This window comes from Mesorhizobium sp. M8A.F.Ca.ET.218.01.1.1 (assembly GCF_004791165.1).
Taxonomy (GTDB): Bacteria; Pseudomonadota; Alphaproteobacteria; order Rhizobiales; family Rhizobiaceae; genus Mesorhizobium.
In genome coordinates, this window is record NZ_SRUZ01000016.1 from 1 (window position 1) to 13,055 (window position 13,055).

General features: G+C 59.9%; 10 protein-coding genes and 1 pseudogene. 8 read left to right on the forward strand and 3 right to left on the reverse strand.

Annotated elements, in window-relative coordinates:
* The coding region (locus EN861_RS33535; protein WP_135864268.1) for a LuxR C-terminal-related transcriptional regulator at positions 1-84 on the forward strand (84 nt) is incomplete at its 5' end.
* Between the two features lie 154 nt (positions 85-238).
* On the opposite strand, the gene EN861_RS33540 is transcribed toward EN861_RS33535, so the two are convergent.
* Positions 239-1,444: a hypothetical protein gene (locus tag EN861_RS33540; RefSeq protein WP_127276354.1), complete on the reverse strand. Its 1,206-nt coding sequence runs from the start codon at positions 1,442-1,444 to the stop codon at positions 239-241.
* Positions 1,445-1,766: 322 nt separating this feature from the next.
* Between EN861_RS33540 and EN861_RS33545 the strand changes: the two genes are divergently transcribed.
* Complete coding sequence (locus tag EN861_RS33545; protein ID WP_245464276.1) at positions 1,767-2,447, forward strand: sugar transferase; 681 nt, start codon at positions 1,767-1,769, stop codon at positions 2,445-2,447.
* Positions 2,448-2,572: 125 nt separating this feature from the next.
* Here the strand turns inward: EN861_RS33545 and EN861_RS33550 are convergent, their stop codons facing one another.
* Positions 2,573-2,821, reverse strand: coding sequence for a hypothetical protein (locus EN861_RS33550; RefSeq protein WP_127276356.1), 249 nt, complete (start codon positions 2,819-2,821; stop codon positions 2,573-2,575).
* A 426-nt stretch (positions 2,822-3,247) separates the two neighbouring features.
* Here EN861_RS33550 and EN861_RS33555 point away from each other — a divergent pair, with 426 nt between their 5' ends.
* The 6 genes and pseudogenes from EN861_RS33555 to EN861_RS36510 all read left to right on the forward strand — a co-directional run.
* Positions 3,248-4,507 (forward strand): O-antigen ligase family protein, encoded by a 1,260-nt coding sequence (locus EN861_RS33555; RefSeq protein WP_167531543.1) that lies wholly within the window; start codon positions 3,248-3,250, stop codon positions 4,505-4,507.
* On the forward strand, positions 4,504-5,388 hold the full coding sequence (locus tag EN861_RS33560) for a hypothetical protein (RefSeq protein WP_135867757.1): 885 nt from the start codon (positions 4,504-4,506) through the stop codon (positions 5,386-5,388). Before EN861_RS33555 ends, EN861_RS33560 begins: the two co-directional genes overlap by 4 nt.
* Positions 5,389-5,396: 8 nt before the next feature.
* Positions 5,397-6,401 (forward strand): hypothetical protein, encoded by a 1,005-nt coding sequence (locus tag EN861_RS33565; protein WP_127276370.1) that lies wholly within the window; start codon positions 5,397-5,399, stop codon positions 6,399-6,401.
* A 58-nt stretch (positions 6,402-6,459) separates the two neighbouring features.
* The gene (locus tag EN861_RS33570; RefSeq protein WP_245512168.1) at positions 6,460-7,665 is read left to right on the forward strand and encodes a PqqD family protein; all 1,206 of its coding nucleotides are present in this window, start codon (positions 6,460-6,462) and stop codon (positions 7,663-7,665) included.
* Positions 7,662-8,666, forward strand: a complete 1,005-nt coding sequence (locus EN861_RS33575; protein ID WP_135867758.1) for a nucleotidyltransferase family protein — start codon at positions 7,662-7,664, stop codon at positions 8,664-8,666. Before EN861_RS33570 ends, EN861_RS33575 begins: the two co-directional genes overlap by 4 nt.
* An 80-nt stretch (positions 8,667-8,746) precedes the next feature.
* Positions 8,747-8,950 (forward strand): annotated as a pseudogene (locus EN861_RS36510) (hypothetical protein); the annotation flags it as partial.
* Between the two features lie 320 nt (positions 8,951-9,270).
* Here EN861_RS36510 and EN861_RS33585 read toward each other — a convergent pair.
* Positions 9,271-13,055, reverse strand: a 3,785-nt coding sequence (locus EN861_RS33585) for a metallophosphoesterase (RefSeq protein WP_348630918.1), incomplete at its 5' end; no start/stop codon positions are given.

The following is a 13,055-nucleotide window of genomic DNA, read 5'->3' on the forward strand; positions in this document are numbered from 1 at the left end:
GTCCACATCCGAAATATCATGAAAAAGCTCAAGGCTACCAACCGCACCGAGGTAGCGTACAAGCTTAGACAAATGTTGCTTTGAAGGCTGCCTCGGATCGGTCTTTGCCTGGCCGGCTCTGGCAATAACAGGTGCGTTAAGGGCGGGACCAGGGGTTCGGCGTTCTGATCTAAGGTCGATGGCCTCGTCCGAGCGGTTTCGCGAAACGGGCTGGCTCGGCGTGTGTCGAGGCACGTTCTTAGCCAACCGTCGCGGACGCCGCTGTTACGAGAAATCCAACGCTGTCCCCTGCTAGCTCCGCGCCACGATACGCGGCTTCGGCGGCCTTCAGCCCACCCGTCAGTCTGCGGACCATTGGAGCCGGTCCGAGTGCGTCAAGGGGAAGGCCTAGCTGACCACGGGTGGGTCGCTTCGGTGGCCAGATGCTGAGGCCGAAATAGCTGGCGGCTGAGCGATCGACCCCGCCGCTGAACTGCACCAGTAGCGCTTGGTGAGAGTTCCGGGCAATACGGCCCAGGCAGTTGATGTCCATTGGTGGTTTGTCAGTTGGCCTCATCGCGACCACGATCACATCCCATGCATCGTCAGTCAGGAGCATGGGGTGCGAAAAAACACTTACTCTCGCCCCACCCTCGCTTAGCGTACGCTCGAGGGACGGGGCACAGGGCGTGTCACAGACGATGGCGAGCCTCGCGGCACGGTGATCGACACCGGCATCGCGGAGCAAGATGCAGCACAACCGCGCGAATTCCGGCAGCAGGTTTATGGCTGGGTGGCTCAGATTGGGAGCCGCGACTTTGATGCCGGCCTCGTCACAGGCGTTGAAGTCCACAACGCCCGGACGAAGCTCCCATGGTTCAGCCATTAGCGAAACAACCGCATGCGAGGGTAAGAGTTCGATGAGCGATCTCGAAATCGGGGCGACCTGCAGACAGTTCGTGACGAGGTCGACATCCTGCCATTTGCGGCTGTCGATCCGGTTCGTCACTTCAACGCGTTTGGAGACCCTAGCGTGTTTGGCAAATGCCGACGTCGCATCTGCGATGGCCGCCAGGCTTGGATGTCTGGAAGATGTGCGCGTGAGCGCAACGACACGGCTGGCATTGGCGAGCGCCGCCGCTGTGGCAGTCACAGCTTGATATCCCGTCGTGGCGCCAACGACCACGGTGAGGCCGGAGAGATCGAGATCAAGCAAGCCTATTTGCTTGCGCACGATAGCAAGCATTTCGGCAGGGTCGATCTCGAGAACATCACGAGCAGACGACGTTCCGGCAAAATCATGTGGTAAAGGCATCAAGCTGGGCACTAGGTTGCGCGCTCCACTATCAAATAAGCCTGCAATGTCCCTTAAGCGGATCAACCGCCCTGCCGGATCTTGTCTTGGCACGATGCACGTGCATTTCCTGCATTGTTTTTTGACGGATGCCTTTGCGGCCTCGCGCATTTAGCAAACGTGGTTCCTGTATCGCCACGAGCATGACTGCCTGGATCTGGTTGGCACTCCGATCTCTTGGCGGCTGCGCCAGGTCCAATGCAGGCTCTGGCAATACAGCCGAACCTGCCCGAACTGCTACCGCAGCAAACGGATGCTAGGTGATACGCCGTTTGATCAGAAGGCTTAAAGACACTACACCAGCGACGCGTGGATCAGGCTTAGGAGTAACGGGCGCCGGGTACGCCGCTACCTCCTTTGCTTCTCTTGCGAAGAATGACAAGCCGCTGTGAAGTTGGGCAGCAACACCAACAGCGTTTCTTGGTGAAATCCCATGACAATCAGCGCATTCGACATAAAGCGCCGCAGAGCTGGTATCCACATCGGCCAAAACCTCCGTCCGCTTGGAGGCCGGCGCAAAAGAATGGTGGACATCACTGTCGCATTGATCGCGCTTGTCCTTGCTGCTCCGGTCATGCTGGCGGTTGCCCTTTTGATATTGGTGACCGACGGCGGACCGGCGGTGTTCTCACACACCCGGATCGGATTCAACGGCAGGCGCTTCGCCTGTTACAAATTCAGGACCATGGTGGCCAACTCGGAGCGGGTTCTGGCAGACTATCTCGCGAGCAATCCCGAAGCCGCCAAGGAGTGGGAGCAGAATTGGAAATTCAAGAATGACCCGCGGATCACATTCCTGGGGCACATTCTCAGGAAGTCGAGCCTGGATGAGTTGCCTCAACTCATCAACGTGCTGCGCGGCGAGATGAGTTGCGTCGGCCCTCGTCCGGTCGTTCCCGACGAACTTCAACGTTACGGCTCCTCTGCGATCGATTATCTAAAAACCCGGCCTGGGTTAACTGGCCTTTGGCAGGTGGCTGGCAGAGACGCAATGGATTATCCCAGTCGTGTCTCTATCGACAGCCGATATGTGCGGGAATGGTCCCTATGGGCCGATGTTGTCATTCTCGTCCGGACTGTGGGCGCCGTGATGAAATTCGATCGTGCGTCTTGATTAATGCGCATCGCAAATTCTTGCCCGATGCTTTGCTCTGCCTAAAAACCGCAGCGTGCTGCCGCGACCGCAATGGCGAAAGGTGCGGCGCCGGTCGGCCGCGGCGAAATGGCAGCCGCAGACCATTACTGCTCACGTGACATGCCTTGGCGCCAGACTACGCCCAGGAAGAGGCCGAGCAAGTAGGCCCCCTGTAGAACAACAACGAGAAGCAGGATTGAGATGAGGTGGTGCCAGTCAAATACACTGCCGATGCCGCCTGCAACGACGCCGCCCACGACTGTCACCGCGGTCATGATGATGAGCGCGGCAGCTCGAAAACGAAATCCCAGCAAAATGCCGATAACACCGACGACGACAAGGCCCCAAAGCACGGCGATCTCCTATGGGTGGAAGACTCAGTGTGCCATCTCCAAGTCTCCCACATCTGCGAATCGGTACCAACACTCAATCCGGCTGCACCGCCTCGCCGACGAGCGGTCGAGGGGCGGAAATCGCCGTACACTCCCCCGCGCTACACAAAAGGCGTAGAGCACCCTGTCCGAATGCCCCCTTTTCGCTCATTTCCTTGTCCACCCGCCAAGCCTACGCTGCTTGGAAATAGGTATGCGGAATTTCACCCGCCGTGCGGCAGCATGCAATGATTTATGATCCGGACGCCAAGCCTGTGTTTATCAGTGCGGCTATTCAGGACAACAAGGCTCTGGACGTTGCTCATCGACGCGAGCCTGCGTCGGCGCGCAGTCCCCGCATAATGCCTCTAGTGTGACATTCTACTTATGCTTCAGGTATCTGTCCTTTTGCTGATCCTGTCCATCTGGTTCCCTGGCGCCACGCGGATTGCCGGAACGGATGGCTCGCTTTCCTTCTTGCTGGCACTGTTCTGCGCTTTGCTAAGTGTCGGTACCTACGCGGAAACAGCAAGACGCCTCCATCGGATTGAGGCCGCCCTGACGACTGCGGTGCTGACGATATCTGCTGTCATCATCGTTCTCTCTCTACTGTCGATGCTCTACGCAGACAATCCGATGAGGACGATGCGCGCGGTTTTCTCACAAGTGTTTGGTTTCGCGATCATTCCAGCGGTCGCGGCAATCTCCATGAGACCGAAGGGTCTCGTGGCAATCGACAGGGTTGTGACGACCATAGTCATCATGACTGTCGTAACATCCTGTCTTGTCGCAATCGGGCTGGGCGATGCCAGATTCGCCGATCGGGCTGAAGGCTATTTCAAGCACTCGAACCAACTCGGGATCGCGTTGTCGGCTGGTCTGCCGCTTGTCGCGGCGAAGCTGGTCACATCCCGCCGGTACCGACTTCTCCTTACCGGCTGCCTCGCTGCGGTGCTCCTGGGTTTGGTGAAATCGGGTTCGAAGACAAACTTCGTCCTCGGCGTGGTGGGCCTTGGTCTTTTCTTTGCGCTATACAGTATATATTTAATCAGAAGAAAGCAGAATCCATTAAAGGTAATCGTGGGAACCATTGCCGCTCCGATATTGTTCGAAGCGAGCCTGCTGACATTGCAGTTCCTAAATCCACGGGCTTACGGCCTGCTGGCCATTCAACTTTCCGGAGGCGAGGCGCATTCGGTGGTATCGCGGCAGCGACTGTGGTCCATATCGATCGATCTCGGCCTGTCGCACCCGTTCACGGGTGTGGGGGCAGGGCAATGGGTGGAAGATATCGCGCCCCACAGCCATAATCTGTTCATTGACTTCTTTAGAACACTGGGAGTGCCCGGCTTGGCGTTGGTGTCGATGCTGGTTCTCGTGGTCATGGCATATCTTTCCAGGGTCGTGTTCTGCACATTGTTCGGCAATGACAGGGGGGGCGACCATGCGGCGGAAGTGAATGTGATGGTGCTTGGAACGTCGGTTTCCCTGTGGAACTACATCATCGCAAACCAGATGAGCGACTCCTTCGGTCCATCGACAGCGCCATTCTTCTGGCTGCCGTTGGCTTTGCTCATCTTCTACCGCGGCATCCAACGATCACTGCAGACCGGCCCTGAGCGTCCGAAATTGTACGCGGTTCCAGGGTCCCAGCTATTTCAATATTGAACTGTTTTTTCAATCTTCGGAAAACCAACTTTTATCCCCTGATCCCCATGGCTTCGTACACAGTCCGTGACCTGACGGCAGGCTTGCCGCCAAGCGTCGAACCACGCCCACTTCAAACAGACATTCGATTCGTGGAATTTTTTGGTCTCCCTGGGATCGGAAAAACCACGGCCTCCACCCTGTTGGCGAACGACTTGCGACGGTGCGGCCCGCTGGCAGGCGATGTGCAATTAGCGTGGGGGACAAGAGCGTTCATCGACCGCCAAATCCACAGGATCGGTATTGTTACCCCAAGGCTCAAGGACCGTCAGTTTCGCTCGCTGCTCGCCCGAATTGCACGTTTTGTCATCGAAAGCGGGCAATCATCGGTTGTCGATGTAATCAGGGTTATCTGGAACCTTTCGGTTTTGGTTGCCTATATTCAGACCGAGAGGCAAGGAAAGGATACCATCATCATAATGGATCAGGGGCTTCTGCAGGGGTTCCTGTCCGTATTGCTCAAGAGTAAGCACCGCGAAACTTCGGAGAAGTGGTTTGACATCCTGCTCGCCATTGGCGTGCATGACATGGTTTTTGTCCATCTGCGCGGTGAGATTCGCCTAGCACGAAGTCGACTTCTGAAAAGGGGCGATAGGTCCTCGCGGATACAAAGGGCATCTCCTGACTGCGACCGTCATCTTTGGTCGGCGGCGGATTGTGCTTGCCGCCAGATTTTGGCCGACCTTGAGCGAAGAATGGAAACGGAGGATCACGTCGGCGTGCTGGCGGCGGTCGACGTGGAAAGGTTGGCATCGCCCGAAGATGTCGCCGAAAGGGTTCTTGAGGTGGTGCTTCCGGCCTGCCTCGAACGACATCGGCTGAGCGGTTCGGCACGCCAATGAGCACCACAATGAACCGCCGTTCACTCATGGGCGTCGCCGGCTTGTATCCTCTAATCGCTCTGTTGCCGGGCTCGTGCCAAGCGCAAGGCGGACAAACGCCGGCAGGCAAGGAGTTCGTTCTGGCAGGTGACTATGGCTTCGAACAGCAATCGATACGGAACCTGCAGCCGGGAGCAACAATCAACGCTCGAAATGCTTCCTTCACAGTTGCCAACAGCAGAAACCGCGATCCCAATGCGGCGATGGGCTGCGACGAGGGGCCGTTGCCGGTCAATCGCTATCCCGTCGTCATCCGCAACTGTCCAGGGGTTCGCTTTGTCGGCGGCCGCTTCGACGGCCAGGTACCGCTAACGTCTGATTGGCGGGACACCTACTGCAACAGCGCGGCTTTGCTTGTCAGGGACGGAACCACCGATGCGACAATTGAGGGGGTGCGTGCCCGTCGCTGCTGGGATGGCATTCGCCTCGCCGAGCACGCCGACGGTTTTCGGCTAAAAGGGTGCTGGCTCAGCGAAATCAGGGATGATGCGGTGGAGAACGACTATCTCCTCAGCGGCATCATTGAAGATTGCCTGTTCGACGGATGTTTCTCGGGGATCAGCCTGGACCCTGCGTCAAACGAACGGGACGGAACGGGGCAAACGGTGCGGGTCGACAAATCCCTCATTCGCATGCATGCCTTTCTGTCCAAGGGCGAAATCACACATCAGGCGCCGATCAAGGCTGTCGATCAGTCGCCCAGGTTGAGGATCACGGAATCGGTTTTCGCATTGGCCGCGGCCAACATGCGTGGATTCCATCGCCTGGAAAGAACATGGCGGCTGACGATTGAAAGCCGCGACAATGTGCTGCTGTGGCTGCCCGACGAGCCGATCCCTTCCGCATTGCCACTGCCACCGTCTGGTTTCAGATTGCTGACGGGCGCCGACGCCCGCGGCTATTGGAACAAGGTCCGTTCCCAATGGGTCGCGGCGCATCAGGACGTGGTCCGGTTCTCTGACGAAGTGCTGTGAGAAGTCGCAGCGCTCGGCAACGATTACTCCAACTGCGAAGGCATTTGGCGCTCGCCCATTGAATGCACCGCTGGCAACAACAGCTTGGACCGTCACGGCGATGAATCAGCACGACGCGATTGACAGAACTGTGGTGGCATCAGGCCCGGCCGATTGGAATTCTGCGACGTTTGTGATCCTAGGGCGGTTGGTACGTGTCAGGGGACAAAATATCCTGTTCAGCCCTTCCCAGAACGCCATTTTCGCCGTCAACGATACTGCTGCCGACATCTGGCGCTCTCTGGAAGAAGGCATGCCACCGCACGCCATTTCGGTCGAGATGGCGCGCAGTGGCGTTGATAGACTTGAGGCAGACAGGCATGTCGAGGCTGCACTCGAGGATTGGCAGCGGCTGAACCTGATACGGCCCTGCGCGCCGTTGTCTACTTCGTCAGCTGAAAAGCCTGTGAGCCAGGTGGTCGCAGTCGCGGGCCTCAACATACGCATCGTCTATCCGGCAGCCTGCGCCTTTCCCGCGATTTCCGTATTTCGCCACCTTGAGGTCAAAGGAGATACTGCCGACGTACTGCTCGAGGTGGTTGGGCAGGGAGGGAGAGTCCATCTGCTGCGGGATGGCAAGTGGATTTTGTCCTGCTCCCTCGACGAATTACCCGTCATGCTGAAGGGGCAATTGCTGACCGAGGTTCTGGATTACGGCGCCTATGAACTTGCCCTCCACGCGGCTGCGCTTCTCAGAAATGAACGCATCGTCCTTCTTTGTGGCAATCCGGGCGCGGGCAAGACGACGCTGACCTTGGCACTGGTCCATGCAGGATTTGGCTTTGTCGCCGATGATGTGACGCTGCTGGACTCTAGGGGGCATGGCGTTGGCCTTCCGTTTGCCCCGGCGGTCAAGGCGGGAGCATGGCCGTTGCTGGCCAAATACTGCCCCGGCCTTGATGCCGTTCCGATCTGTCGCCGCCCTGACCGCAAGCGTGTACGATTTGCCGTGCCCAAGGCGTTCGTGCCCTTGCCTCCCGCTCCCCTGCCCATTGGCTGTGTGGTCCTGCTCCGTCGAGGTCGTGACTCGAAAGCCAGCCTGGAGCCGATCGATCCAGCTCACGCATTGCGCGGCCTTCTCAATGGCGCGCTTGCGCCCGGCGGAGAGCTGGGTGTCACCGCGTTCGAAGCGCTGACCCAACTCATCGGATCGACGGAAACCTATTCCCTGACCTATTCGGGGCTTGATGATGCGGTACGCCTTATCTCGGAAGCGTGTCGATGATAAGCAGGGGCAACAGGGGCAACGCACTTGAGGCGTTGGTCGCCGGACTTCGCGGCGCTCCGACGGACAGGGCTGACTGGCAGGCCGTGATCGCTCTGGCAAATCGCACTCTGCTTACACCCGATTTGTTCTCGTCCCTGGCGCGCGCCGGACAAATCCACCAGCTGCCAGAGGACGTGCGCGAGTACCTTCGGTTCGTTCACGACTGCAATCGGGAACGGAATCTGCGGTTGCGTACCCAACTGGGTGAAGCCGTTGCCGCCCTCAACCGCAGCGATATCTCTCCGCTCCTGCTCAAGGGGGCCGTTCCCCTGTTCCTTTCGCCGGCCGGCCTGGTCCCAAGCAGGATGACGAGTGACCTCGATCTAGCTGTGAATCCACGCCAAGAGAAGGTCGCCAGAGACTGTCTTGAAGAGCTTGGCTACGTCGATGTAGCGGGGGGTCGAGGCATGGCCCGCCAGCAGGACGCCGGAATGCTGGAGCTCCGGTCTACCCGAGCGGACTGCTATCACTCCCCCAAGCTCATCCAGCGAGACGGCCTTCGGGTGAAAATTCCTCCCGTTCAGTCTCGCGCCATGCACTGGATGGTACACGACCTTCTCAAGGAGGGAGATTATTGGCGCGGAAGGATAGATCTCAGGCACCTCCATGACTTGGCTCGATTGGCGGAAAACGAGGACGTGGACTGGATGTCACTGCAGGGTTCCATGTCGGACCGGAGCGCCCGCAATGCGCTCGAAACCCAGCTCCTGGCCATGCACCATTTCTTTGGAACCCGAATCCCGGAAAAATGTGCAAAACGCCCGATCGTCCGTTTCCAGCACTGGAGGCGCGTCTTCACGGCGACACACCCCGTCATTGGCGCCCCTCTGCGACTGGTCGGTAATTTGACGTGGGGCATATGGCGGTTTTCACGCGCCTACGGTTTGGCGCGACGTGGACCGCCGTACCTCTTGCGGCGCATCGCTCGTACGCTCTTCGACCCTCGCACGAAAATCTAAGCCTTTTGGAGAACTAGTGTACTGGATCAGAAGGCATAAGATGAATCCGTGAATTTGAGAAAGTTTGTGGGAGGTTTGACATGTCACCGGAAGGCACAAAACGCTCGGAACGGACCCAGGAGACCCTGGTCTCGGAGGCTCAAGCGCGCCGCGACTTTCTCAAGAAGGCGGGGCGTTTTGCGGCGGTTACTCCGCCGGCTGTGACGCTCTTGCTTGGCACAAGCTTGAACTCCAGGGCGATTGCCAAATCGGGTGGATCAAAACCGGGCAATGGCTGGGGGGACAAGAACCATATTCACGTCGGCCCTCCCGGCCAGGGGTAAGCCCTTCGACCATCATGGTCGCTGAAAACAGCGTTTTGAGGACATAGGGCTCCAGCCTGTCATTTGAAAGCCCGGACCGCTCGCGGCACGCCAGAGTGCCGCGAGCGTCCGGGCTTTTCTTTGCCGGCGGCTACCGGCCTCGCGCCTGCATTTGAGCATCATCAGCGCACCAAAAATGAATCCGTTTTTGCTGGCGGAAATTCGGTGCGGAAAACAAGCCGATGCCCATCGAGGGCCCTATCCGCGCGCGACGCGGACCTTTGAGCACGCAGGAATCCGACCTATGCGAGCAACAGGCTGCTCGTGAAATTATCGTCGTGGAACTGGGCCACTTGAACGCCGGTCAGCGTGATCTGATCCCCGCCGCCCAGCGACGCCACGACATTCGAGCCCTGGTTTGTCGCCGCCTGCAGGAACTGGCTGGTGTTGTAGATGCCAAAGGCTCTGAGATCGAGGACGTCGCCGGTGCCGGCGCCGGGCAGGAAATTCATGACGGTGTCCTGACCGTCGCCGTGGGCGAACACGAACAGATTGTGCTGGTTGCCGGCAACCAATGTGTCGTTTCCGCGTCCCCCGATCAGCGTGTCATTCCCGCCCAGACCCCATAGATAGTCCGCGCCGGTCGTGCCGTTCAGGACGTAGCCGCCGTTGACGATTGTCGGCGTGCGCCCTACAGGCGTCGGGACAAAGTAGGAATCCGTGAGCATGCTGGTTGCAGTCGTCCCGTTGAAGCTGCTCACCTTGTAGAACTCGATCAGCATGCCCGCGTCCGTGATCGTCACCAGATTGGCGCCGACATTGGGAACGGTCTTGCCAGCTCCGCCAAGGCCGGTGGTCGTGTACGGAAGAAAGACGCCGTCGCCGTTGTCGTCCCGGTTCTCCCGGTAGTAGTTGTGCTGATGGCCGGCAAAGACCGCGTTTACACCCCACTGCTCGAAGGGCCACCGCATGGTGGCAGTGGAGCCGCTCGGGTTGAATGGCGTGTGATGGAAGTAGGCGACGTCGAAACTCGCGTCGGAATTCGCGAGAAGGTCTTGCATCCAATGGCCCTGCACGGATGTGGAACTGCGGCCATCCGGCTCCTGCTTGTTGCTGCTGAGAGCGAAGAAATGCACCGGCCCGATCTGGTAGTCATAGTACCTCTCATTGTCGGGCAGCGTGAAGTAATTCAGGTAGTTGGTAACGTTGCCTTCTTCGTATTCGTGATTGCCTAGCGTGGGGAAGAAGCGGTTGATGGCGCTGCCGCTGCCGTATGCGCCCTGATAGTTGCCTATGTAGTCATGATACTGCTGGCCGACGGCGGCATCCAAGGTCTGCGGAGCATACACGTTGTCGCCGATTGTGAGGATGAAATCGGGGTTCCAGGCATGGACCATCGCCGACACCGCCTTCTCGCCGGAGAGATCGGTGTCGCCGTAGTCACCAAAGACCGCGTACCGGTACAAGACCTGCGGCGGCGTCGTCGGGACGACGCTGACCGTATAGTCCTGCGCGGCGGTGCTCCCGTCGGACGAGGTTGCGGTGACGTGGAGGTTGATCGACTGCTCGGTCTGGGCATTGAGCGTTCCCGTGCCAGAGCGCGTGATGACGCCGGTGCTGGAATTGATGGCGAAGCGCGGGTCGTTGAGGCTGTAGGTGACCGCATCGGTGACGTCCGGATCCTTGGCCGAGGCTGTGATGTGGACCAAAGTGCCCGCGGCGGCAAGGTCGGGGATCTGGTTGGCCGCAGGGTCAGCATCCTGTGGATGCTTGAAGGCGACCGGGCCGGTCGTCGGCACATAGTACTCGACGTGCAGGAGCGGTGCGCCGGTGGCGCTGCCATCGAAGGAATTGGCCCTGCGCGCGCCGCTGCTGCCGCTGACGACGAATGCCATGTCATTGAGTTGCAAATAGCCTGGCTGGTTGATGATCTCCTGCACGATTGCCGAGAGGTTCGGGGTGCGTTCGGCAAGGGCGGCTTCATTGTTCACGGTCCAGTCGGGTGGCGTCCACGTCACCGAAGTAGTCGTCATCAGGCGCGAGGTGACATCGCTTTTCTCACTCTCGAAGGGGACGGCTTCGTCGCTTTCGCCCCGGATCAGGAGCGAGACGGCGCCGGTGCTCGTATTCTGGGCCTGGAACTGGATGTAGGCACTGGTGATGACGGCGTCGTAGGGAATGTCGACGCCGGTGAAGCGCATTCCGACCGTCTGGACTTTGGTGCCGTCAACCACCATGTCGAGATCGGTGCTGGTGAGGTCCATCCCGCCGCTGGGACCTTGCTCGACGTCGTCGGTGCTGGTTGCGATCCTTTTCTCGAAAATCGGCGCTGTGGTCACGCTGACGGCATAGTCTTGGCCCGCGGCGCTCCCATCGGACGAGGTCGCGGTGACGTGGAGGTTGACCGACGGCTCGGTTGCCGCATTGAGCGTGCCGGTGCCTGAGCGCGTGACAACGCCTGTGCTGGAATTGATGGCGAAGCGCGAGTCGTTGACGCTGTAGGTGACCGTCGAGCCGGCATCGGGATCCCTGGCCGAGGCCGTGATGCCGATGGCCGTGCCGGCGGCGGCGGTCTGAGCAATCTGGTTGGCGGCAGTGTTGGCATCCGGCGGGTTGTTGAAGGCGACCGGCTCCGGGCTGTTGAGGACGGCGAGGGTGAAGGCCTGGTTGGCGGTGCTGCCGTCGGTGGAGGTTGCCGTCACCGTCAGGTTGATCGATGTCTGGGTCTCGAAGTCGAGCGAGCCGGTGGCCGAGCGGGTGATGACGCCGCTGCTGGCGTTGATGGCGAAGCGCGTGTCATTGATGCTGTAGGCGACGGTCGAGCCGGCGTCGGGATCGGTGGCCGAGGCTGTGATGCCGACGGCCGTGCCAGCCGCCGCAAGCTCGGCGATCTGGTTGGCGGTGGTGTTGGCGTCGGGCGGCGTGTTGAAAGCCACCGGACTGCCGGCCGGACCGGGCAGGGTATACTCGATGTGCAGCAGCGGTGCGCTGGCCGGATTGTATTCGTAGGAATCGGCCGTGCGCGTGCCAGTGCCGCTGACCAAAAATGCCATGTCGTTGAGCGCGGCCCAGCCCGAGCGGTTGACGATCTCCTGCACGATCGCCGAGAGGTCAGGCGTGCGCTCGGCAGCGCCATGCTCGCCCACAATGGTCCACGGGTCCGGCGTCCAGGCCGTGGATGCGGCCGTCCTGGGAAGCGAGGACACGTTGAAGTTGGCGGTGGTGAAAGGACTGGCGTCGTCGACCTTATCGCCCTGAATGAGCAGCGACGCCGCGCCGGTCTTCACCTCATTGGCCTGGAACTGGATGTAGGCGTTGGTGATGATGGCGCCCTGCGGGATGTTGATGCCGGTGAAGCGCATGCCGACCGTCTGGCGGGTGGAGCCGTCATAGCCGAGCTCCAGGTCGGTGACGTTGGTCGAAATCGCCCCGGAGCCCTTCTCCTCGACATCGTCGCCGGCGGTCGTCACCCTTGTCTCGATGATTACAGGCGTGGTGTTGCCCGTCCCGGAGACAGCAACGCTGAAGGCATGGGTATCGGTGCTGCCGTCGGATGAGGTTGCGGTCACGTTGAAGTTGACTGAAGGCTCCGAGGCCGCGTTAAGCGTGCCGGTGCCCGAGCGTGTGATGATGCCGGTGCTGGCGTTGATGGCAAATCGCGGGTCGTCGATGCTGTAGGTGATCGTCGATCCGGCATCGGGATCCGTCGCCAATGCTGTAATGCCGATCGCCGTGCCGGCGGCGGCGTTCTGGGCAACCTGGTTGGCGGCGGTGTTGGCATCCGGCGGGTTGTTGAACGCCACCGGCTCAGGGCTGTTGAGGACGGCGAGGGTGAAGGCCTGGTTGGCGGTGCTGCCGTCGGACGAGGTTGCCGTCACCGTCAGATTGATCGATGTCTGGGTCTCGAAGTCGAGCGTGCCGGTGGCCGAGCGCGTGATGACGCCGCTGCTGGCGTCGATGGCGAAGCGCGTGTCATTGATGCTGTAGGTGACGGTCGAGCCCGCGTCGGGATCGGTGGCCGATGCTGTGATCCCGGTGGCTGCCCCCGCCGCGGCGAGTTCGGCGATCTGGTTGGTGGTGGGATCGA

Coding starts and splice junctions, on each gene's coding strand:
- EN861_RS33540 (WP_127276354.1), bottom strand. CDS start 1,444: ATGCGCGAGGCCGCAAAGGCATCCGTCAAAAAACAATGCAGGAAATGC.
- EN861_RS33545 (WP_245464276.1), top strand. CDS start 1,767: ATGACAATCAGCGCATTCGACATAAAGCGCCGCAGAGCTGGTATCCAC.
- EN861_RS33565 (WP_127276370.1), top strand. CDS start 5,397: ATGAACCGCCGTTCACTCATGGGCGTCGCCGGCTTGTATCCTCTAATC.
- EN861_RS33575 (WP_135867758.1), top strand. CDS start 7,662: ATGATAAGCAGGGGCAACAGGGGCAACGCACTTGAGGCGTTGGTCGCC.